The sequence below is a fragment of the Cobetia sp. AM6 genome (assembly GCF_009617955.1).
Lineage (GTDB): Bacteria > Pseudomonadota > Gammaproteobacteria > Pseudomonadales > Halomonadaceae > Cobetia > Cobetia amphilecti.
The window spans coordinates 372,184-393,139 of sequence record NZ_AP021868.1 but is presented as its reverse complement, the minus strand read 5'-3'; the positions used below and the strand labels follow the sequence as shown (position 1 = coordinate 393,139).

At 64.6% G+C, this 20,956-nt stretch carries 19 protein-coding genes; 9 read left to right on the top strand and 10 right to left on the bottom strand.

Going from position 1 to position 20,956, the window contains the following annotated elements; translation table 11 throughout:
• Positions 1–15: 15 nt before the first annotated feature.
• The 4 genes from CLAM6_RS01825 to phaR all read right to left on the bottom strand — a co-directional run bounded on the left by CLAM6_RS01825 (position 16) and on the right by phaR (position 3,579).
• Positions 16–888, bottom strand: a complete 873-nt coding sequence (locus tag CLAM6_RS01825) for a phosphoribulokinase (RefSeq protein ID WP_043334728.1) — start codon at positions 886–888, stop codon at positions 16–18.
• Positions 888–1,343 (bottom strand): acyl-CoA thioesterase, encoded by a 456-nt coding sequence (locus CLAM6_RS01820; protein ID WP_052384717.1) that lies wholly within the window; start codon positions 1,341–1,343, stop codon positions 888–890. Before CLAM6_RS01820 ends, CLAM6_RS01825 begins: the two co-directional genes overlap by 1 nt.
• 259 nt (positions 1,344–1,602) lie before the next feature.
• Positions 1,603–2,895 (bottom strand): phosphoribosylamine--glycine ligase, encoded by a 1,293-nt coding sequence (purD, locus tag CLAM6_RS01815; RefSeq protein WP_043334731.1) that lies wholly within the window; start codon positions 2,893–2,895, stop codon positions 1,603–1,605.
• A 165-nt stretch (positions 2,896–3,060) separates the two neighbouring features.
• Positions 3,061–3,579 carry a polyhydroxyalkanoate synthesis repressor PhaR gene (phaR, locus tag CLAM6_RS01810; RefSeq protein ID WP_043334733.1) on the bottom strand — a complete coding sequence of 173 codons (519 nt, stop codon included), beginning with the start codon at positions 3,577–3,579 and terminating at the stop codon, positions 3,061–3,063.
• Positions 3,580–3,776: 197 nt separating this feature from the next.
• On the opposite strand from phaR, the gene CLAM6_RS01805 reads away from it, so the two are divergent.
• Positions 3,777–4,502 carry a 16S rRNA (uracil(1498)-N(3))-methyltransferase gene (locus tag CLAM6_RS01805; protein ID WP_043334736.1) on the top strand — a complete coding sequence of 242 codons (726 nt, stop codon included), beginning with the start codon at positions 3,777–3,779 and terminating at the stop codon, positions 4,500–4,502.
• Positions 4,503–4,593: 91 nt separating this feature from the next.
• Here the strand turns inward: CLAM6_RS01805 and CLAM6_RS17765 are convergent, their stop codons facing one another.
• Positions 4,594–6,300: a deoxyribodipyrimidine photo-lyase gene (locus tag CLAM6_RS17765; protein ID WP_052384718.1), complete on the bottom strand. Its 1,707-nt coding sequence runs from the start codon at positions 6,298–6,300 to the stop codon at positions 4,594–4,596.
• A gap of 715 nt (positions 6,301–7,015) precedes the next feature.
• Here CLAM6_RS17765 and CLAM6_RS01790 point away from each other — a divergent pair.
• The 6 genes from CLAM6_RS01790 to CLAM6_RS01765 are packed head-to-tail and all read left to right on the top strand — an operon-like array spanning position 7,016 to position 12,885.
• Positions 7,016–9,808: a monovalent cation/H+ antiporter subunit A gene (locus CLAM6_RS01790; protein ID WP_043334738.1), complete on the top strand. Its 2,793-nt coding sequence runs from the start codon at positions 7,016–7,018 to the stop codon at positions 9,806–9,808.
• Positions 9,808–10,164, top strand: a complete 357-nt coding sequence (locus tag CLAM6_RS01785) for a Na+/H+ antiporter subunit C (protein WP_043334740.1) — start codon at positions 9,808–9,810, stop codon at positions 10,162–10,164. The genes CLAM6_RS01790 and CLAM6_RS01785 overlap by 1 nt, the downstream gene beginning before the upstream one ends.
• A complete protein-coding gene (locus CLAM6_RS01780; protein WP_052384719.1) occupies positions 10,164–11,705 on the top strand; it encodes a monovalent cation/H+ antiporter subunit D in 1,542 nt (513 codons plus the stop codon). Before CLAM6_RS01785 ends, CLAM6_RS01780 begins: the two co-directional genes overlap by 1 nt.
• Positions 11,702–12,202 carry a Na+/H+ antiporter subunit E gene (locus CLAM6_RS01775; protein ID WP_043334742.1) on the top strand — a complete coding sequence of 167 codons (501 nt, stop codon included), beginning with the start codon at positions 11,702–11,704 and terminating at the stop codon, positions 12,200–12,202. Before CLAM6_RS01780 ends, CLAM6_RS01775 begins: the two co-directional genes overlap by 4 nt.
• Positions 12,196–12,465, top strand: a complete 270-nt coding sequence (locus tag CLAM6_RS01770) for a K+/H+ antiporter subunit F (protein ID WP_043334744.1) — start codon at positions 12,196–12,198, stop codon at positions 12,463–12,465. The genes CLAM6_RS01775 and CLAM6_RS01770 overlap by 7 nt, the downstream gene beginning before the upstream one ends.
• An 18-nt stretch (positions 12,466–12,483) precedes the next feature.
• Positions 12,484–12,885, top strand: a complete 402-nt coding sequence (locus CLAM6_RS01765; RefSeq protein WP_043334746.1) for a Na+/H+ antiporter subunit G — start codon at positions 12,484–12,486, stop codon at positions 12,883–12,885.
• 187 nt (positions 12,886–13,072) lie between these two features.
• Here CLAM6_RS01765 and hemH read toward each other — a convergent pair whose 3' ends face one another.
• Positions 13,073–14,062: a ferrochelatase gene (gene hemH / locus CLAM6_RS01760; protein ID WP_043334748.1), complete on the bottom strand. Its 990-nt coding sequence runs from the start codon at positions 14,060–14,062 to the stop codon at positions 13,073–13,075.
• Between the two features lie 194 nt (positions 14,063–14,256).
• On the opposite strand from hemH, the gene CLAM6_RS01755 reads away from it, so the two are divergent.
• Both CLAM6_RS01755 and CLAM6_RS01750 read left to right on the top strand, forming a co-directional pair.
• A complete protein-coding gene (locus CLAM6_RS01755) occupies positions 14,257–15,939 on the top strand; it encodes a cryptochrome/photolyase family protein (RefSeq protein ID WP_225347495.1) in 1,683 nt (560 codons plus the stop codon).
• Entirely contained in the window at positions 15,936–16,322 is a 387-nt protein-coding gene (locus CLAM6_RS01750; protein WP_043334750.1) for a thiol-disulfide oxidoreductase DCC family protein, read from the top strand. The genes CLAM6_RS01755 and CLAM6_RS01750 overlap by 4 nt, the downstream gene beginning before the upstream one ends.
• 16 nt (positions 16,323–16,338) lie before the next feature.
• Here CLAM6_RS01750 and CLAM6_RS01745 read toward each other — a convergent pair whose 3' ends face one another.
• The 4 genes from CLAM6_RS01745 to dnaB form a co-directional block, all read right to left on the bottom strand.
• Positions 16,339–16,695, bottom strand: coding sequence for a DUF6482 family protein (locus CLAM6_RS01745; RefSeq protein ID WP_225347494.1), 357 nt, complete (start codon positions 16,693–16,695; stop codon positions 16,339–16,341).
• Between the two features lie 215 nt (positions 16,696–16,910).
• A complete protein-coding gene (locus tag CLAM6_RS01740) occupies positions 16,911–18,797 on the bottom strand; it encodes a bifunctional diguanylate cyclase/phosphodiesterase (RefSeq protein ID WP_153635082.1) in 1,887 nt (628 codons plus the stop codon).
• Between the two features lie 196 nt (positions 18,798–18,993).
• Positions 18,994–19,281, bottom strand: a complete 288-nt coding sequence (locus CLAM6_RS01735; protein WP_043334752.1) for a hypothetical protein — start codon at positions 19,279–19,281, stop codon at positions 18,994–18,996.
• Between the two features lie 86 nt (positions 19,282–19,367).
• Entirely contained in the window at positions 19,368–20,756 is a 1,389-nt protein-coding gene (gene dnaB, locus CLAM6_RS01730; protein WP_165873876.1) for a replicative DNA helicase, read from the bottom strand.
• Positions 20,757–20,956 lie beyond the last annotated feature (200 nt).

Below are 20,956 nucleotides of genomic sequence, written 5' to 3'. Positions count from 1 at the left end.
CCTTCATGTCTCCCGCTAGCGGAACCGCCGCTGTGCCAGCAGGCTCTTGACCAGTGGCGTGATGATCAGCTCGATGGCCAGTGCCATCAGCGCGCCGGGCACCACCAGCGTATGCGGGCGTGACATGAACGAGCCCTGGATCATCGCGAGCAGGAACGGGAAGTCGACACTGCCGGGATCGCGGAAGTGGATCACGACCATCGACTCGGCGTCCGTCGGGATATCCTGCGGCTCGAAGGGGTTGGAGGTATCCACCGTCGGCACGCGCTGGAAGTTGATGTGCGTGCGTGAGAACTGCGGCTGGATGTAGCGCACGTAGTCATCCATGCGGCTCAGGATGGTGTCCACCACCGCTTCCTGGGAGTGCCCGCGCAGCTTGGTGTCACGATCGATCTTCTGGATCCACTCCAGATTCATGGTCGGTGCCACCCCGATCAGCAGATCGACATGACGCGCGATGTCATGCTCCGGCGTCACCAGCCCACCATGCAGCCCCTCGTAGAACAGCAGGTCCGTACAGTCCGGCAGCGACTGCCATTCGGTGAAGGTGCCGACCTTGTAGCCGGCCTCGATCATGCGCTTGTCTTCGGCATGGATGTAATGACGATGCGTGCCGGAGCCCTGCTCGCCATATTCGACGAACAGCGCTTCCAGACGATCCAGCTGGTTGGCCTCGACCGCGAAGTGAGACAGCTCGCGCTTGCGCTCCGGCGCCTCCTGAAACATGCGCACCAGCTCGTCACGGGTATAACGGTGAAAGGCATCCCCATCCACGTAGGCGGCATGAATCGCCTCACGCGAGAACATGCGCTCGAAGGTGCGCATGACGGTGGTGGTGCCCGCGCCGGAAGACCCCGTCACGGCGATGATCGGATATTCCCGCGACATCAGTTGGCTACCCGGGACGACATGGCTGAGACGGCCTGCTCGATGGCGGCACTGGCGCGCGCGCTCGGCTCCGCCAGCCCCTGCTCGCCAGCGAACACCAGCCCGACGCGCAGCGTCGCCAGTACCGCGTCATCGCTGACACGCAGCAGGCGGTGATGGACGCCAAGCCCCTTGCCGGACACGCTGTCGATGGCCGTCTCCACCACGAGCGCGTCACCCAGCCGGCCCTCGCCCTGATACTGCACGGCGAGATCCGCGACGATGCTCATCAGCCCATCGATGTTCCATTCGGGGAAGCCCAGCGCCTGCCAGGCCTGGCCCCGCGCCTCGTGCGCCAGGCTGACTACGCTGTCGTGGCCCAGGTGCTGGCCATAGTTGATGTCGCTGACCCGAATCGTCATCGGGTGGCGATGTACCAGGCGGGAAACCGGAAATTCAAGCCGGATACGGTCCATGCAGACTCCTTGTCGGCGAGACAGGAAAAGGGTTCAGGGCGGACGGCGACGCCATCTTTCGACGCCGGTCAGCCTCAAGAAGGAATATAGGATGACTAGGGTTATCGCATGCCCGACACCGACATGACCAGACCCCGACACGATGGTCGTAGGCGCTCAGGGCATCGAGAGACGCCCCAACGACAAGACCCGGCCTAAGGCCGGGTCTTGTCGTGAAGCAGGCATGTCGCGGGGTGATGGCCCGTGCGACTCAGCGCTTTCAGCTATCGCCGCGCTCGCGAGCGATGGCGCGCCAGGCGATGTCGCGACGCACCAGCATGTCCTGCCAGCTGATGGCATCGACGCCTTCATAGGCACGCTCGGTGGCCGCCGCGACGCTGTCGCCCAGTGCGGTGACGCACAGCACGCGACCACCGCTGGTGACGACCTGGCCGTCCTGCTCGGCGGTGCCGGCATGGAAGACCTTGCAGCCGGTCGCTTCGGCAGCATCGAAGCCGCTGATGACATCGCCCTTGCGGTAGCTGGCCGGGTAGCCGCCAGCTGCCAGCACCACGCCGACCGCCGCGCGGGAATCCCACTCGCAGGTCTGGGTGTCGAGACGCCCGTCTTCGGCGGCCAGACACAGCGCGACCAGATCGGACTTCAGACGCACCATGATCGGCTGGGTTTCCGGGTCACCGAAGCGGCAGTTGTACTCGATGATCTTCGGCGCGCCCTGGGCATCGATCATCAGACCGGCATACAGGAAACCGGTGTAAGGATGGCCTTCGGCCGCCATGCCACGCACGGTGGGCAGGATGATCTCGTCCATCACGCGCTGGTGAACGTCAGCCGTCACCACCGGCGCCGGAGAGTAGGCCCCCATGCCGCCGGTGTTGGGGCCGGTATCGCCTTCGCCGACGCGCTTGTGATCCTGACTGGTGGCCATCGGCAGCACGTTCTCGCCGTCGACCATCACGATGAAACTGGCTTCCTCACCGTCGAGGAATTCCTCGATCACCACGCGTGCGCCGGCATCGCCGAAGGCGTTGTCCTCGAGCATGTCACGCACCGCGGCGCGAGCTTCCTCGTCGCTCATCGCGACCACGACACCCTTGCCCGCCGCCAGGCCATCGGCCTTGATGACGATGGGCGCCGGATGGGCCGCCAGGTACTCAAGCGCCGCATCGACCTCCGCGAAGGTCGCGTAGTCGCCGGTCGGGATGGCATGACGCGCCAGGAAGTCCTTGGTGAAGGCCTTGGAGCCTTCCAGCTGGGCGGCACCGGCCGTCGGGCCGAAGCACTTGAGCCCCGCTTCACGGAAGCGATCGACCACGCCGATCACCAGCGGCGCTTCCGGGCCGACGATGGTCAGCTCGATGGCGTTGTCACGCGCGAAGGCGACCAGCGCATCGAGATCGTCAGCGGCAATCGCCAGATTGGTCAGCTTGGACTCGCGCGCCGTACCCGCATTGCCGGGCGCCACGAAGACCTCCTCGACACGGGATGACTGGGCGGCCTTCCAGGCCAGCGCATGTTCGCGGCCACCGCCGCCGATGATCAGGACCTTCATCTTTTCAACCTTCATGAGCCAGTGAGGATCAGGGCTACCCGCATGGCGCGAGCTACCGAGGAAATATCAGGCTGCGCATTATGGCAGAAAGGCGCCCTGCTCGGGGCGCCCCTTTTCACATCACGATGAATTTATGTGAAAGCTGGATCTGACACGGCGTCACACTCAGCGTCGCTCATCGTCCGGCGGCGTGTCCGACTCATCAGGCGCCGCATCCGCATCGCTCGGCTGTGAGCGTGAGGCATTCTTGCCAGCACCCATGCCAGCGCCCATGGCCTGCTGCCAGAAGCGCAGGTTCTCTTCGGCGACCTCGCGCATCATCTCCATCGGCGAGTGACGCATGGCCTGGGACCACTGCTCCTGCATGCGCTGCTGCTGCTCCATCATCAGCCGCGTACCCTGCTCCAGATAACCGGCCAGCGGCAGCGGCTTGGCCATCGCATAGATGCGGATGAACTGCTCCAGCAGCTCGTTGGAGAAGACCTCGGCCTCGCCCTCGCCCTGCTCCTGCTCGATGATGATGGTCAGCAGGATGGTGCGCGTGAGGTCCTCACCGCTCTTGGCGTCCTCGACCTTGAAGACCTCTTCCGCCAGCACCAGGCTGCGCAGGTCTTCCAGGGTCACGTAGCGGCTCTGCTCGGTGTCGTATAGGCGCCGATTGGCATATTTGCGGATCACTCGCACGTGTCAGGCTCCTGTCGATTTTTCTTCATTGTGCACTCAAGGGGGGGGACTGCAAGAAAAGGCGTCTCCACGCGTCAGTCATTGACGCCATGCCAACGCTGTCCCCGTCGGGTCAGCATGCACGACATGCTAGAATAACGCCCGCTTGCCGCTGTCTGTAAGCGATGCATCCTGCCCTCCACTGCCCCGGTATTGCCATGAATCTGATTTTGCTCGGCGCTGACGACCTGACCGCTCAGGACCACGCACGTGTCACGGACCCGCGCCGCCTGCGCCATCTGCGTGAGGTGCATCGTGCCAACGTCGGCGACGAGATGACGCTGGGGGTGGAGGGTGGCCTGATCGGCCGTGGCCGCCTGGAGCGACTGGACGCGGACAGCGCCGAATTCAGCCTGACGCTGGACCGTCAGCCGCCGGCGCCACTCGACGTGCATCTGCTGCTGGCGCTGCCGCGCCCGCGCATGCTGGCACGCTCGCTGGAACACGTCACGGCATTGGGCGTGAAGCAAATCACCCTGCTGCATACGCGGCGGGTCGAGAAGAGCTATTGGCAGTCGCCGGAGCTCAAGGAAGACAAGATTCGCCAGCATCTGGTGCTGGGACTGGAGCAGGCGCGTGACACCATCATGCCGACGGTGACCCACGAGAAACTGTTCAAACCCTTCGTGGAAGACCGCCTGCCGGCACTGATGACACCAGCATCAGGCACGCCTCCGCGTGGCATCATCGCCCATCCGGGCATGCCGGATGAATGCCCACGCGCCGTCCACGAGCCGGTGATGCTGGCCATCGGCCCGGAAGGCGGCTTCGTGGACTATGAGGTCGAGAAATTCATGGCGGCAGGCTTTGAAGGGGTGCATCTGGGCGAGCGCATCCTGCGCGTCGAGACAGCCGTCACGGCGCTATTGGCCCGTCTGGGCTGAAGAACGCCAGGTCATAGCAGCAGGTCAAAGATGAGGTGCCACCAGGGCCTGGATCTTCCCGGACGACTCGCGCGATATCGACACCGCCTGATCACACATCGAAGCCCGCCAGATGCCGCCATTCACCCCAGTGGATGGCGGCGTCGTAATCGAGCAGGCAACGCTCGAACCAGCGCGCGCCCAACCGCCAGTCGCCGCCGCCCTCCAGCCAGGCACCGGCCAGATACTTGCGCTCGGACCACGGCAACCAGCCTTCACGTACCAGCACCTGCATGGCCTTGTCGGCCCGGGCATCGCCGGTTCTCCCTTCGCTCCAGCGCGCAAAGGCGGCGTCATTTGCGGCGTCTTCCCGCAACGCAGCGCCATACCAGGCCGCGCGAGCCTCCTCATCCTTGTCACGCAGCATACGCTGCCAGCACTCGCGCTGCAGCACGATGGCCAGCAGCTGCTGATTGATCGCCTCATCACCCGCCTCGCGGCGGCGGGCATCCAGTACCTGCAGAATGCGGCGCGGACTGATGCAACCCAGCGCCAGCCATGCTGCCAGTGGCCATGCATCCGCCGGGCGCGCCATCAATTGCATAGCGTCCAGCGTCTTCCCCGCCTCCCGCTGAGGTGCCAGCCCCGTCGGCACACCAGCGCCTTCGCCATCGGCAGAGTGCGATCGCTGATAGGACGCCCCTTCTATCGAGTCGTCATCGCCCTTGCCGGCATCTCCCTTCGCCCAGGCCTTGCCCCACAGCAAGGTCGACAGGTATGCGCGGGCTGGCTCCTCGCCGCCCAGCAGCTCCGCAAGCCTGGCAGTCGCCGGCTGCCAGGCTTGCGCCGAGCCACAGATGGCATCCAGCGGCGGAAAGCCACGCGAGGCAGAATCGGGCCACGGCGGCAGGGAATAGGGCAGTCCCTGCAAGGGTGACTGCGCTTCGCACAGGGCGCGCCACTGCTCATCGTTCAGCCCTGTCGGCAAAGCCTCGTGTTGAGACAGAGCCTCGCGCTGAGGGCGTGCCTGCAAGGTGCCGGGCGTCGGCGTCAACACAGCACAAGGCGGCAGCATCAGGTCGGCCACGCCAGCGTCATCGCCACCACTGGCGCGCAGCACCTGCGAGGCAAGCGCGGCGCAGGTCGCCAGGGCGTCATGATCGCCTGAAGCGCCTGTATCAGCAGAGGCTGTGCCAGCAAAACCTGTGTCAGCAGAGGCAGTGTCACGCAGAGTGAGATCACTGGAGGGAGCCGCACGCTCGTCTGCGACGCAGGACGCCTCATGCGCCACACGCAGGCGAGCCGTCTCTTCGCGGGGGAATCTGCCCGGCAGCAGGCGATCAAGCAACGGGCCATCCAGCAGCTGGCTGTCGAAGGCGATCTGGTCAGGGGGATGACAGTGGAGCCGGGTCGAGGCCGGCAGACGCCGTGAGAGCTGCTGCAGGGCGCGGCTGTCTTCCGGCGCGGCGGCGCGGCTGACTTCCAGGCACTGGACATCATGCTGGGCGACCTGCGTCAGTACTTCCTCGACGGGGTCCCCGACGCGCACCAGCAGGTCACTGCCGCGGCGCAGCAGCATGCCACGCAGGTTCATCAGGCTCTGCCACAACAGGCGCAGACGCGCGGGCCCCAAGCGCGGCAAGCCGTCGCTCGGCGTCAGCCAGCGACGGTCGAAGACATACATCACCAGCATCTGATGCGGGCGACGGGACAGGGGCAGCGCGAACAGCGGGTTGTCTTCCAGCCGCAGGTCGTGACGCAACCACACCAGAGAGGTTTCCGGTGCGTTGCCCGAATTCATGCTGGCGACCTCGTGCATGATGACTCCGTGGAACGTATGGCGTGCAATATTTGTACAAGAAAATCGACATCTTGTACAACACTTCACACGGTACATGTCGCGTTCCGGCGGGTCGGGCATGCGCTGGCGAGGGGTGCAAGTGCGTGATACATTCGAGAGGTTAGGTCACGTTCCATCAATGTTTTCAACAAGATCGCGCAAGTGTCTCCACTCGAACACACACTTGTCATCCAGGGGCTTCAGGAGGAATACGGCCATGCTCGCAAGACATGACATGACCGCACCAACCCGGCATATTCGCCGTCTGCCCGTCGCGGGCAGCCGGGGACGCGCTGCGGACCTCATCCCATCCTGGATGCTGGCACCCCGTGCCGTGCGACTCCCCTTCCTGACGGATCCGCCCCTTGCGACGGTAACGTCATGCCCGGAGCGATTGACGCGCTGAACCCGCGCCAGATCCTCCGTGCAGCCTGAGCCAGCCACTGCCAACCCTTGCTGCCGCGTGACGCATGTCGTGTCTCGCATGGCCCCATGAGAACGTCTTCCTGACAGAGTCTCGTGTGTCCGGCACTTCATCGCGGCAACCTGCAGTGCGCTCGCCTATTCTGTCGGCACCCAGTGGCCGAAACTCCGCCTCCCGATCTCGAAGCTGGCAGTCCGGCCCTGAGCCTGTGTCTGCGCTGCCCACGAATGACGGACTACGTACTACAACAACGACTGGAGCGAGTCTTCCATGACCCTGCTGTTGATCGTGCTATTGCCGTTACTCGGTGCCCTGGTGCCCTTGATGGCCAGAAATCTGCCCCGTGCACGCCTTGCCTGGCTGACCGCGGTGGCACCTGCCCTAGCACTCGGTATCGCCGTCTTCCACCTCGGAGACGTCTTCTCGGGCATGGTGCCCCAGTTCCATCTGCCCTGGATCGCGGAGCTGGGACTCAACCTGTCGCTGCGCTTCGATGGTCTGTCGGGGCTGTTCGTGCTGCTGATTCTCGGCATTGGCCTGCTGATCATCCTCTATTCCCGCTATTACCTGTCGGGCGAGGATTCGCTGGCACGCCTCTACAGCTTCCTGATGCTGTTCATGACCGCGATGCTCGGCATCGTGATGGCAGACAACCTGCTGCTGATGTGGGTGTTCTGGGAGCTGACCAGCCTGAGCTCCTTCCTGCTGATCGGTTACTGGTACCAGCTGAGCGAGGCGCGCAAGGGCGCCCGCATGGCCCTGACCGTCACCGGCGCCGGGGGTCTGGCACTGCTGGCAGGTATCCTGGTCATCGGGCATATCGTCGGCAGCTACCAGTTCGATGACGTGCTGGCCGCGGCGGACCAGATCCGCTCCCACGAGCTCTATCCGGTCGCGCTGGTACTGGTGCTGCTGGGCGCCTTCACCAAGTCGGCCCAGTTCCCGTTCCAGTTCTGGCTGCCCCACGCGATGTCGGCACCGACGCCGGTATCCGCCTTCCTGCACTCCGCCACCATGGTCAAGGCCGGTGTCTTCCTGCTGGCGCGCATGCACCCGGTGCTCGCGGGGACAGACCTGTGGTTCTACATCGTCAGTCTGACCGGTCTTGCCACCCTGCTGTATGGCGCCTGGTTCGCGCTGATGAAGCAGGACCTCAAGGGCGTGCTGGCCTTCTCGACCATCAGTCACCTGGGCCTGATCACGCTGCTGTTCGGCTTCAACAGCCAGATGGCCGCCGTCGCGGGCCTGCTGCACATCATCAACCACGCCACCTTCAAGGCCTCGCTGTTCATGGCCGCCGGCATCGTCGATCACGAGTGCGGCACGCGTGACATCCGCAAGCTCAACGGCCTGTATCGCTACATGCCGCATACCACGGTGCTGGCGATGGTCGCCTCGGCCTCGATGGCCGGTGTGCCGCTGCTCAACGGCTTCCTGTCCAAGGAGATGTTCTTCGCCGAGAGCCTCGATGCCCAGCTGCTGGGCGGCCTGTCGTGGCTGATTCCGGCGCTGGCGACCCTCGGTGGCATCCTGTCGGTGGCCTACTCACTGCGCTTCATCCACGACGTCTTCTTCAATGGCGAGCCGAAGGATCTGCCCAAGACCCCGCATGAGCCGCCGCGCTACATGAAGCTGCCCATCGAGGTGCTGGTGCTGATCTGTCTGCTGGTCGGTATTCTGCCGTCGCTGGTGATCAAGGACCTGCTGGTCAGTGCCTCCGCCAGCGTGCTGGCCGGGCCGGTACCGGACTTCAGTCTCGCCATCTGGCACGGCTTCAATCTGCCGCTGCTGATGAGCGGTATCGCGCTGGCGGGCGGCGTCGCCGTCTATGCCCTGCGCCACCACCTCTATTCCTTCCAGCGCCAGTTCCGCGCCCGCAATGCCCTGCTGGTGTTCGAGGCCAACGTGCAACGCCTCGTCAAGCTTTCCGAGCGCAGCATGGACAGCTTCGAGAATGGCTCGCTGCAGCGCTACATGCTGTGGCTGCTGCTGACCGCGCTGCTGTTCGTCGGCATCGGCCTGCTGGCCGTGCCGCAACTGGGTGGAGAGCTTGAGCAACAGCCCTTCGATGGCATGCTGCTGACCGGCGCCGTGATCACCGGCCTGGCCGGCCTCGGTACCGCGATCACCCACCGCAAGCGTCTGATCTCGCTGCTGATGCTGTCCGTGGTCGGCCTGATGACCTCGCTGGCCTTCGCGCGCTTCGCCGCACCGGACCTGGCACTGACCCAGCTGGCGGTCGAGGTGGTGACGATGATCCTGCTGATGCTGGCGCTGTTCTTCCTGCCCCAGCGCACGCCCAAGGAATCCAGCGCACGCCGCATCATGCGCGACGTGCTGCTGGCCAGTGCCTTCGGCGTGGTGGTGGCGAGCCTCAACTTCGCCATCCTGACCCGCCCGGTGGAGTCGATCTCCGACTTCTTCATGGCCAATGCGGTCTCCGGTGGCGGTGGCCATAACGTGGTCAACGTGATTCTGGTCGACTTCCGTGGCTTCGATACGCTGGGTGAGATCACCGTACTGGGCATCGCGGGCCTGGCGATCTTCAAGCTGCTCAACCGCCTGCGCCTGTTCATGCCGTCCAGTGACCTGGATGGACGTGGCTGGTCGCCGGATCGCCATCCGATGATCCTGGCCACCGTCTCCCAGACGCTGCTGCCGCTGGCACTGCTGGTCTCGGTCTACATCTTCCTGCGTGGCCACAATGCCCCGGGCGGCGGCTTCATCGCCGGCCTGGTGACGGCAGTGGCCATCATCCTGCTCTACATCGCGCGTGGCGTGGACTGGACGCAGCGCTGGCTGCGCTTCCCCTATCAGCCCGTCGCGGCGGCCGGGGTGTTGATCGCCGGCCTGACCGGCGCCGGCAGCTGGGTGTTCGGCTATCCGTTCCTGACATCCTCCTTCGGCCACTTCACCCTGCCCGTCATCGGGGAAATCGAGCTGGCCACCGCGCTGCTGTTCGACCTCGGCGTCTACCTGACCGTGGTCGGCGCGACCCTGATGATTCTCGCCAATCTGGGCAAGCTGACGACTCCGCATCGCCCGACCAAGGAGAAGATGTGATGGAAGCCCTCTACGCCACTACCACCGGCCTGCTGGCCGCCTGCGGTGTCTACCTCACCCTGCGCGGCCGCACCTTCCCCGTCGTGGTCGGCCTGACGCTGCTGTCCTACGCCGTCAACCTGTTCCTGTTCTCCATGGGTGGCCTTGCGATGCACGGCAATCCAGCCGTGGTCGGTGCCGGCTCACCAGCAGCTGACCCGCTGCCCCAGGCGCTGGTGCTGACCGCCATCGTGATCGGCTTCGCCATGACGGCCTTCGTGGTCATTCTGGCGATGCGCGCGCGCGGCGACCTGGGCAGTGACCACGTCAACGGCAATCGCCTGGATGATTCGAAAGAGAAAGAGGACACCAAGTGATGCTGCAACACCTGATTGTCCTTCCGATTGTCCTGCCGCTGCTGGTGGGGGCGGGCCTGCTGCTGAGTCGTGCCACCTCACCGACCTTGCGCCGCACGGTCAGCCTGGTGGCCCAGGCATTGATGGTGGCCATCGCCATCGCGCTGGTGGTGCAGGCCGGTGATGGCACCATCCGCTACTACGCGCTGGGCGACTGGCAGCCGCCGTTCGGGATCGTGCTGGTGCTGGATCGCCTGTCGGCGACCATGGTGCTGCTCAGCTCGCTGCTGGGCCTGCTGGCCTGTCTGTACGCCACGGCGGGCATCGATGAGACCGGCTCCAACTTCCATGGCCTGTTCCTGCTGCAGCTGATGGGCATCAACGGCGCCTTCCTGACCGGCGACCTGTTCAACCTGTTCGTGTTCTTCGAGGTGCTGTTGATCGCCTCCTATGCCCTGCTGCTGCATGGCGGCAGCAAGGCACGCACGCTGTCGGCGCTGCACTATGTGGTGCTGAACCTGATGGGCTCGGCATTCTTCCTGATCGCGCTGGGTATCCTGTACGGCGTGACCGGCACCCTGAACATGGCCGACATGGCGGTCATCGTCACTACGCTGGACCCGGGCCGTGCCGGTCTGATGGAAGCCGGTGGCCTGCTGTTGCTGGTGGTGTTCGGCCTCAAGGCGGCGATGCTGCCGCTGTACTTCTGGCTGCCACGCGCCTATGCCGCGGCCTCGGCGCCGGTGGCGGCGCTGTTCGCGATCATGACCAAGGTCGGCATCTATTCCATCCTGCGCGTCTACTCGCTGATCTTCACCGACAACGCTGGCGCACTGGCGGACCTCGGTCGTGACTGGCTGTGGTGGGCGGGACTCGCCACCCTGGTGGTGGCGATGCTGGGCGTGCTCTCGGCGCGTGATCTGCGCACCCTGGTGGCCTATCTGGTGATGGTGTCGGTGGGTACGCTGCTGACGGCGCTGGGCATGAACACGATCGAGGCAGACAGCGCGCTGCTGTTCTACCTGATCCACTCGACGCTGGTCACCGGCGGGCTCTTCCTGCTGGTCGACGTGGTCGCCGGTCAGCGCGGCAAGGCCGGGGCACGCATCGTGCGCTCGCGCCCGCTGCTGCAGGCAGGCCTGCTGGGCGGCCTCTTCCTGATCGGCACCGCCGCCGCCGCCGGGCTGCCGCCGTTCTCGGGCGCCATCGGCAAGGCGCTGATTCTCGCCTCGGCGACGCCGGAGCAGCAGATCTGGCTGTGGCCGCTGCTGCTGCTGGCCGGTCTGTGCTCGCTGGTCGCCTGCTCACGCGCCGGTTCCAGCGTGTTCTGGCGCACCAGCAAGGCCGAACCCAGCGGCGAGCGCATCGGCGTAGCCCGTGGCATCGCCACTGGCGGGCTGATCTCGGCCGCGCTGATGCTGGTCATCTTCGCGGGGCCGCTGGCGAACTGGACCAAGGCCACCGCCGAGCAGCTGTCCAACCCGGCCCCCTATCTTGAATCCTTGCTCGGCAAGGACGCGGCACCGGAAACCGCACCGCCGCTGAAGGGAGATGTCTCATGATCAAGCCTCGTTCCCGTCTCTTGCCCACGCCGATGCTGTCGGTGCTGCTGCTGATCGTCTGGCTGATGCTGCAGAACAGCGTCGCGCCCGGTCAGATCCTGCTCGGGGCAGTGCTGGCCATCGCGATTCCCATCCTGACCTACCGCTTCTGGGAGCCGCAGCCCGACCTCCAGAAGCCCTGGCGGCTGATCAGCTACTTCCTGCGCGTGATCATGGACATCATCATCGCCAACCTGCAGGTGTCCTACCTGATCCTCAATCCGCGCGCCAAGTTCCGTCCGGCCTTCGTGCGCTATCCGCTGGAGCTTGAGGAGAAGTTCCCGATCACCCTGCTGTCGAGCACCATCACGCTGACGCCGGGCACGGTCTCGGCCTATCTGACGCTGGATGGTCGCCATCTGATCATCCACGCACTGGATGTCGAGGATGAGCAGGAGTTGATCGACGAGATCCGCCAGCGCTACGAGCGTCCGCTCAAGGAGATCTTCGAATGCTAGACATCGCCCTGTGGATCAGCATCGCGCTGTTCGCCGCCTCGCTGGTGCTCAACGTCTTCCGGCTCGCCATCGGGCCGGACCTGCCGGACCGCATTCTGGCGGTGGACACCATGTACGTGAACTCCATCGCCCTGATCGTGCTGTTCGGCATCCAGCTCAACAGCAAGTCCTACTTCGAGGCGGCGCTGTTGATCGCCATGCTCGGTTTCGTCAGCACCGTGGCAGTCTGCAAGTACCTGCTGCGCGGCGACATCATCGAATGACCTGAGCGGAGACTCCCCATGCCCACCTGGTTCTATCCTGTCCTCGAAGGCGTGATCGCCTTCTTCCTGGTTGCCGGCGGCCTGTTTGCCTTCATCGGCTCTCTGGGACTGACGCACCTCAAGGACTTCTACATGCGCCTGCACGGCCCCAGCAAGACCACCACGCTGGGGGTCGGCTGCGTGCTGATGGCGTCGATGATCTACTTCCGCGCCACCACCGGCCACTTCAGCTTTCAGGAAATGCTGGTGTCCATCTTCCTGTTCATTACCGCCCCCGTGACCGCTCACCTGCTGTCCAAGGCGGCGCTGCACCAGAAGCTGGTGGCGGACAGCCGTACACGCAACGTGCCGGAGCGACTCGAAGTCGCCGAGGAGCCGGACGAGGTCAACGCCGAGTCCAGCGAATCCCGCCTGCCGTGATCGGCTCTCGGCTATCGCCAGGCAGGCCCTCATCAAGCGGGGCCAAGCCACGAGGGCGGATTCACGAGCGCTGATTCGCAGGAGCGGATTCACGAACAGCAGGCCAGCAACATGAAAACGCCCCACCAGTGATGACTGGTGGGGCGTTTTCATTTCTCGGGCAATGGCAGTATGACGGGCTTGCTCGTTACCAGCCCTGAGTATGCTGGCGACACAGCGCCTCGAGCAGATCGATATGGTCACTGCGGTCATTGAGCGCCGGGATGTAGCGGAAGTCGCCACCACCGGATTCGGTAAAGTAGCCGCGGTTCTCTTCCTCCAGCTCTTCCAGCGTCTCGAGACAGTCAGCCGCGAAGGCCGGCGAGATGACATCGACGCTTTCCAGCCCTTCACCGCCCCACGCCTTCAGCGTTTCATCGGTGTACGGCTTGAGCCACTCGGCCTTGCCGAAGCGCGACTGATAGGTCATCGCCCACTCATCGTCGCCAAGCCCCAGCGCCTCGGCCAGCAACTGGCTGGTGCGCTCGCATTGCGTCGGGTAGGGGTCGCCTGCGGTGGCATAGCGCTTGGGAATGCCGTGATAGCTCATCAGCAGGCGCTTGCCACGCGGGCCTTCCTTCTCCCAGTGCTCACGCACGCTGGTGGCCAGCGCCGCGATGTAATCCGGGTGGTCGTGATAGTCGCGCACGAAACGCAGCTCCGGCAGATGCGGGCACGGCTTGAGCGCACGCGCCAGGCGATCGAAGACCGCGGCGGTGGTCGTGCGCGAGAACTGCGGATAGAGCGGCAGGATCAGCATGCGATCGGCACCGCGGCTGGCGAGCTTGCGCCCCACCTCTTCCATGGTCGGCTTGCCGTAGGTCATCGCCAGTTCGACGGGAATGTCCTCGCCCAGTGACTCGGCCAGGCGTGCTTCCAGCGCGGCGCGCTGACGCTTGCCGATCGCCATCAGCGGCGAGCCGTCTTCCGTCCACACCGAGGCGTAGGCCTCGGCCACCTTCTTGGGACGCGTCGTCAACACCAGGCCATGCAGAATCGGCAGCCAGAGCAGACGCGGCAGGTCGATCACGCGTACATCACCGAGAAACTCCGCGAGGTAACGGCGCACCGCCTTGGGGGTCGGGGCATCGGGGGTGCCGAGATTGACCAGCATGACGCCAAAACGCGGGGTACTCATGGATGATGGACTCCTGACTAGGGGCAAGAAGAGAGGTGAAGCGGCAGCGCAGCCACTTTCACCGCAGCGCAGCCAACTTCACGACAGCGCAGTCATATTACCAGCTCGCCCTGTGCGTGAGGGATGAAGTTATACTATCATCACGATTTGTATAGCTTTAAGACAATTATTGTCACAACCCCTCCGGAGTCCTCGTGCCCGATACCACTCCCGCTACTCTGCGCCTGGCGACGCGTCATGACTTCGCGCGGCCATTGGTGCTGATCCTCGGCGACCAGCTCAGCCATGACCTGGCAAGCCTCAAGCAGGCACCCGCCGACAGCGTGATCGCCTTCTGCGAGGTCGAGGAGGAAGGCCGCTACGTGCCGCACCACCCGCACAAGATCGCGATGATGCTGGCCGCGATGCGCCATCACGCCCAGGAACTCAGGGAGTGTGGCTGGCAGGTACATGAAAGCCGACTGGAGGATCCGGACAACCTCCAGCGTCTGACCGGCGAGGCAGAGCGTCTGGCTGCCCTGTATCAGTGTGATGGCGTGCTGGTGACCCGCCCCGGCGAGTGGCGGCTGCTGGATGACTTTCTGGCGCGGCGCGAGGCCGGCAGCGTGCGCTGGGAAGTCCTCGAGGACACACGCTTCTTCACCACGCCGGCAGCCTTCGCCGGCTGGGCCGAGGGCCGCAAGCAACTGCGCATGGAGTACTTCTATCGCGAGCAACGCCGTGACACCGACCTGCTGATGGAAGGCAGCGAACCCGCCGGCGGCAAGTTCAACCACGACCACGACAACCGCGAACCGATTCCAGACGACTTCCACGCCCCACCGCCGCCGGTGCATGCCCATCACGCGGATGCGACCACCCGCGAGGTGCTGACGCTGGTCGCGGCGCGCTTCGGGGAGCAGGCCAGTGACGAGGAGCGCCACTTCGGCAGCCTCGAGAACTTCAACTGGGCTGTCACGCGCGCCCAGGCCCGCTCTGACCTCGCGCATTTTCTCGATCACTGCCTGGCGGACTTCGGCCGCTATCAGGATGCCATCGAGGACAGCGACCCGTTCCTGTTCCATTCACGCCTGTCTGCCGCGCTCAATATCGGCCTCTTGAGCCCGCAGGAGGTCTGCAGCGCCGTGGACACCGCCTGGCGGCGTGGCGAGGTGCCGATCAATTCGGCGGAGGGGTTCATTCGTCAGATACTCGGCTGGCGCGAATATGTGCGCGGCATCTACTGGACACGCATGCCCGGCTACAAGCGCGAAAACCGGCTGGAAGCCAGCCGCAACCTGCCGGAATTCTTCTGGACGGGGGACAGCGGCATGCGCTGTCTGGATCAGGCCATCGCCAGCACCCGCGAGCATGCCTACGCCCACCACATTCGTCGCCTGATGGTCACGGGCAACTTCGCGCTGCTGTGCGGCGTGAAGCCCGAGGCACTATGCGACTGGTATCTGGCGGTCTATGTGGACGCCTGTGAATGGGTCGAGCTGCCCAATACGCTGGGCATGGTGCTGCATGCCGATGGCGGCCTGATGGGCTCCAAGCCCTACTGTGCCTCGGGCAAGTACATCGACCGCATGTCCAATCACTGCGCCAGGTGTCAGTACTCGCCGAAGAAGGTCACCGGCCCGCATGCCTGCCCGTTCAATAGCCTCTACTGGCACTTCATCGAGCGCCATCGCGAGGCGTTGTCACGCAATCCGCGCATGTCACTGGTCTACGGCAGCTGGCGACGCATGAAGGACGACAAGCGCGAAGCCCTGCTGCAACAGGCCGACGCCTTTCTGGCTCGCCTCGACAGCGCCGCGGACTATGGCAGTGATGCCCATCGCGCCGGTTACTACGCCGCACCCTCCAGTCTCACGACCGACAAGGAATCCTCATGAGTCGCATCTGGCAAGCCAGCGCACCGGTCACGCTCTACCACGATGGCAAGTGCCCCCTGTGCCAGCGCGAGGTCGCCTGGCTGGCCAGGCATCCCGGGCGGGAGCGGGTCAGAACGGTGGATATCCGTGCATCAGATTTCTCGCCTCAGGCGCTGGGCTTGAGCTTCGAGACGATGATGGGACGTCTGCATGTGCAGGACGCACGCGGGGAGTGGTATGTCGGCATGGATGCCAGCCGAGCACTCTATTCGGTACTCGGCTATCGGCGCCTGGTGCGCCTGTCGCTGCTACCGGGCCTGCGCCCGCTGATGGACTTGAGTTACCGCTTCTTTGCCCGCCATCGCGAGCGCATTGGCCGCTGGGTGCCTCAAAAGCACACTTGAGCCAGGAGGCGCGGGCTCAGAAGCTCAACGGGATACGTGAGCTCAAGGGCTGGTGGTACTGCGGCGGGCGGCCGATCATCTCGTCATTGGCGACCTGCGAGACCAGCCACGCCCGTGACATCCCGCCCCGCTTGAGCTCGCTGTAGACATCCTCCAGCGAGCGGAACAGCATCGGCTTGCCGCGCTTCATCAGCAGCTCACTGCGCTCCTCTTCTTCCTCGCCGGCGGCTTCCAGCACCAGCTGGACCTGATAGAAACGGCTGGCGGCATGACTGATCACGCGTGCCTCCAGTGCAGGGTATTCGGCCATCAAGGATTGCAGATTGCTGGTAAAGATAGCGGACGGCGTGAAGATGCTGGCGGTTCTGGACATGTAAAGACTCCTGCGCATCCAGGGGACTGCGCATGGTAAGGCCGTAAGACGACGACGTGGTACAAGGATAGCCCGTGAAAACAGGGGCTGGGCGACTCAGGCATCCGAGCAGCCCGACACTTCAGGATGAACTTCAAGGCTTCACGCCAGACTGATGGCCAGCGATGACAGTCATGGGGCAGGCGGATGACGATTGAGTGACTCGCAGGCAGAGATCACTGCACTGGTGAGGCACACGCCTCGATGACACGCCCGGAGTCCCGCGCCTTGGCCTCGCTCTTGAGCTCGCTCCAGCGCGCGGCGATCCGGGTCGTCTCGCACCCGGCAAGACCATGCAGCGCAACCAGTGACAATCGCGTCAGCGGGAAGAAGCGCGTGGTGCCGAAGCGGTCGTGGCCCTGAAAACCTCCCGCTGCCAGCACATCGGCCGGATACAGGCTGGCGATCGCATGCTGGAATGCCGACTGCAGGCCAGCCAGACGTTGCTCGAGCGCTGTCAGGCGCAGTGCCCGGTGATATTCGGTCATGCACAGCGTCATCACGAAATCATCGCCGCCGACATGGCCGAGAAAGTCGCCCTCCTGCAGCGCATCGCGCAATACCGTCGCCAGCGCCAGCAGCATGCGGTCGCCCTGCGCGTGGCCGAAGCGGTCATTGAAGGGCTTGAAGTTGTCGAGATCCAGATAGATCGCGGCCCACTCGGCACTGCGCGCGCTGCTGTTCTCTCGCAAGCCCTCTCGCAAGCCCTCGCCCAAGCCCTCGCCCAAGCCCAAGCCCGCGCCAGCCACGCAGTCGAGCAACTGACGCTCGATCGGCCCGTTGCCCGGCAGGCGCGTCAATGGGTTGGCCTCCTCGGCGCTCGCCACCTGCAGCTCCGTGATGATGCGCAGCAGATCCAGGGTGCGCCCCAGCCCCTGATAGCGCCCGCCTCGCGTGATGATGAAGTCCTCATCGCGATCGCTGCCTTCGCGGCCGGTCACCTTGGCCGAGACGCGCTCCAGCGTCTCATCCGCCTCGACGCGCAGCGGACTGCTCTGCATGACCTCATGGATCATACGACGCGCATGCAGTTCCGGCCCGAAGCGCTGGCTCAGCAGCCCCAGCAGGCGATGGCGGATGATCAGGCCCACCGGGCGTTGTTGCTCGTCCACCACGGCCAGCGACATCACCTCCTGCTCGGCATGCAGCCGCTGGGCGACCTCATTGACGGTGACATCCTGCTGCACCGGCGTCACGGCGCGCGCCAGGCTGCCGATACTGCGGCCTGGCGGTGGGCGCTGCTGCAGCCTACGACTCAGATGGCGCAGATGCCGGTCGAGCGCAGCGCGTTGGCCAAGCGGGTCGGCCTCGGCTGGCGCGAACAACCAGCCTTGCAGGTAGTCGGCCCCCAGCTGGCGCACGCATTCCATTTCCGCCTCATGCTCGATTCCCTCGGCGATCACCTGACTGCCACTGCCGTGGGCGATATCGATGATCGAGCGCACGAAGCGCCGCTTGAGCGGGTCGGCATGGATACCACTGATGAAATGACGGTCGATCTTGACGAAGTCCGGCTGCACCGACGACCACAGCTTGAGGCTGGCATAGCCCTCCCCGAGATCATCCAGCGCGATGGCGAAGCCCATCGATTGATAATGGCTGACGGCTTCCCGCATCAGCGCCGAATCCAGCCCCGGCGTCTGCTCGGTCAGCTCGATCACCACCTGATGCGGACGCAGGCCGAAGCGCCGCAGCAGGCGTCGCGTCAGGCCGGGCGAGTGGGCGCCATCCAGCAGCACATCGGGAGACACGTTGATGAACAGCCGCTCCGTCAGGCCCAGCGTCGACCACTGCTCGAGCGCACGCTCGCGACACAGGCTGTCGAGCTCCACCAGGCGGCCGTGCTCGCGCGCCGCCGAGAACATCGTCAGCGGTGAGGCCAGCGGCCCTGCGGCACTCCCGCGCGCCAGCGCCTCATAGGCGAAGACCTCACGGCCGTTGGACGACACGATGGGCTGGAAATGCATGCTCACCTGGCGCAGACGCAGCAACGCCTCCAGTGCATGACAGGATTCGACGACAGGCTGGCCATGAGCGGCTTGCAGGGACGGGGATGGGAGCATGTCAGAATCTGAACATGCTGATATGACAGAGGGATGACAAAGGTGCCACGCGGCGCATGAGGCGCCTCATCCGACAGAGGGGATGCCAGACGTCAGATCGACTATCTCGATGTACCGACTATCTCGATCAAAGCAGGATCACGCCATGCCGGCCTGGCAGCCAGCATGGCGTGATCCTCAAGCGCTCAAATGACGCTTACAGCGAGTTGGGGTCGATGGCCTTGCCGAGGGAGTTGCGGTCGATCCACTTGCCCGCCTTGGTCTCCTTGTAGCGGAAGACGACCATGTCGCCGGCTACCACCGGCACTTCACTGTCTTCGGTCTGGTAGCTGTAGCTCTCACCTTCCACGACCAGCGTGAAGCGGTAGAGGTCCGGCATGCCCAGCCATTCCTTGAAGGGCCCTTCACGCTCCAGGCTCTCCAGCGTGCCGCGGCCCTGCAGCTTGGGGGTACGTGCGCGTCCGCGCCCAAATCCACCTGCCATGCTATCTCCTCCCCGTCAGTGCGGGTCTTGCGAGGCAACGGCGATGCCGCCGCCCGGGTACATGATTGACGCGCGTACGCATCACGTTATTCAGCGAAGGCCTGGCCATAACTGTCGGGCGCCAGGTCCTCGAAACGGGTGTACTTGCCGATGAAGGCCATGTGAACGGTACCGATGGGGCCGTTACGCTGCTTGCCGATGATCAGCTCGGCCAGTCCCTTGTTGTCGGGATTGTCCTTGTTGTAGACCTCATCACGGTAGACGAAGGCGATGACATCGGCATCCTGCTCGATGGCGCCGGATTCACGTAGATCCGACATCACCGGACGCTTGTTGGGGCGCTGCTCAAGCGAGCGGTTCAGCTGCGAGAGCGCCACGACCGGGCAGGCGAATTCCTTGGCCAGGCCCTTCAGCGAGCGCGAGATCTCGGAGATCTCGGCGGTACGGTTCTCGGAAAGACCCGGCACCTGCATCAGCTGAAGGTAATCGATCATGATCAGGCCGATGCCGCCATGCTCACGCGCCATGCGTCGACAGCGCGAGCGCATCTCGTTGGGCGACAGCGCCGCGGTGTCATCGACGAACAGCTGCTTGTCCTTGAGCAGGTTGACCGCCGAGGTCAGACGCGGCCAGTCCTCGTCTTCCAGCTGGCCGGTACGCACCTTGGTCTGATCAATGCGGCCCAGCGAGGAGATCATGCGCAACATCAGCGATTCGGCGGGCATCTCCATCGAGAACACGGCGACCGGCTTGTCGCCGGAGACCACGGCATGCTCGACCAGGTTCATGGCGAAGGTGGTCTTGCCCATCGAGGGACGGCCGGCAATGATCACCAGATCCGACGGCTGCAGGCCGGAGGTCATGTCATCGAGATCACGGAAGCCGGTCGACAGGCCCGTCATCTGGCCCTTGAGATTGAACAGCTCATCGATGCGGTCCACCGCGCCGGTCAGCAGCTGACTCATGCCCTTGGGGCCACCGCTCTTGGGCCGCGACTCGCTGATCTGGAACACCAGGCGCTCGGCCTCGTTGACCAGCTCATCGGCATCACGGCCCTGCGGGCTGAAGGAGCTCTCGGCGATCTGGTTGGCCGCCTGGATGAGCTTGCGCAGCGTGGCGCGCTCGCGAACGATGTCGGCATAGGCCTTGATGTTGCTGGCCGAGGGCGTGTTGCGCGCAAGCTCAGCGAGGGTCGCCAGCCCGCCGACCGACTCGAGCTGGTCACGACTTTCCAGCAGCTCGGACAGCGTCACCACATCCAGCGGGCGACTGCCGCCGACCAGCTGAGACATGGCGTTGTAGATGAGACGATGCTCATAGCGATAGAAGTCGTCGGCCACCAGCCGCTCGGAGACGGTATCCCAGGCGCTGTTGTCCAGCATCAAGCCGCCAAGCACCGACTGCTCGGCCTCCAGCGAATTGGGCGGCACCTTGAGCGCTGCCGTCTCGCGATCCTGATCCTGAATCTCGCTCATGCCTGGCTGACTCCTGCTGATGACTGACATGCCCACGGGGGCTTCTAGTTTCACGCATTGACGCAAGCCTGCCAACCGCCGCGCCCACGCCGAAACCTCTTCCTGACGGGGGCAGGCATTCTACCGGATTTTGTGCGTCATCGCCTCGCCGGCGACCAGGCAAATGCCACACCGACGACAAATCGCGCCCATGAAAAAAC

Bases quoted from the DNA above. Each gene is read 5' to 3' on its own strand.
- CLAM6_RS17765 (WP_052384718.1), bottom strand. From the start codon at position 6,300: ATGCACGAGGTCGCCAGCATGAATTCGGGCAACGCACCGGAAACCTCT.
- CLAM6_RS01825 (WP_043334728.1), bottom strand. From the start codon at position 888: ATGTCGCGGGAATATCCGATCATCGCCGTGACGGGGTCTTCCGGCGCG.
- CLAM6_RS01745 (WP_225347494.1), bottom strand. From the start codon at position 16,695: ATGTCCAGAACCGCCAGCATCTTCACGCCGTCCGCTATCTTTACCAGC.
- CLAM6_RS01765 (WP_043334746.1), top strand. From the start codon at position 12,484: ATGCCCACCTGGTTCTATCCTGTCCTCGAAGGCGTGATCGCCTTCTTC.
- CLAM6_RS01740 (WP_153635082.1), bottom strand. From the start codon at position 18,797: ATGCTCCCATCCCCGTCCCTGCAAGCCGCTCATGGCCAGCCTGTCGTC.
- CLAM6_RS01805 (WP_043334736.1), top strand. From the start codon at position 3,777: ATGAATCTGATTTTGCTCGGCGCTGACGACCTGACCGCTCAGGACCAC.
- CLAM6_RS01735 (WP_043334752.1), bottom strand. From the start codon at position 19,281: ATGGCAGGTGGATTTGGGCGCGGACGCGCACGTACCCCCAAGCTGCAG.
- CLAM6_RS01780 (WP_052384719.1), top strand. From the start codon at position 10,164: ATGCTGCAACACCTGATTGTCCTTCCGATTGTCCTGCCGCTGCTGGTG.
- purD (WP_043334731.1), bottom strand. From the start codon at position 2,895: ATGAAGGTCCTGATCATCGGCGGCGGTGGCCGCGAACATGCGCTGGCC.
- CLAM6_RS01750 (WP_043334750.1), top strand. From the start codon at position 15,936: ATGAGTCGCATCTGGCAAGCCAGCGCACCGGTCACGCTCTACCACGAT.
- CLAM6_RS01785 (WP_043334740.1), top strand. From the start codon at position 9,808: ATGGAAGCCCTCTACGCCACTACCACCGGCCTGCTGGCCGCCTGCGGT.
- CLAM6_RS01790 (WP_043334738.1), top strand. From the start codon at position 7,016: ATGACCCTGCTGTTGATCGTGCTATTGCCGTTACTCGGTGCCCTGGTG.
- CLAM6_RS01770 (WP_043334744.1), top strand. From the start codon at position 12,196: ATGCTAGACATCGCCCTGTGGATCAGCATCGCGCTGTTCGCCGCCTCG.
- hemH (WP_043334748.1), bottom strand. From the start codon at position 14,062: ATGAGTACCCCGCGTTTTGGCGTCATGCTGGTCAATCTCGGCACCCCC.
- CLAM6_RS01820 (WP_052384717.1), bottom strand. From the start codon at position 1,343: ATGGACCGTATCCGGCTTGAATTTCCGGTTTCCCGCCTGGTACATCGC.
- dnaB (WP_165873876.1), bottom strand. From the start codon at position 20,756: ATGAGCGAGATTCAGGATCAGGATCGCGAGACGGCAGCGCTCAAGGTG.
- CLAM6_RS01775 (WP_043334742.1), top strand. From the start codon at position 11,702: ATGATCAAGCCTCGTTCCCGTCTCTTGCCCACGCCGATGCTGTCGGTG.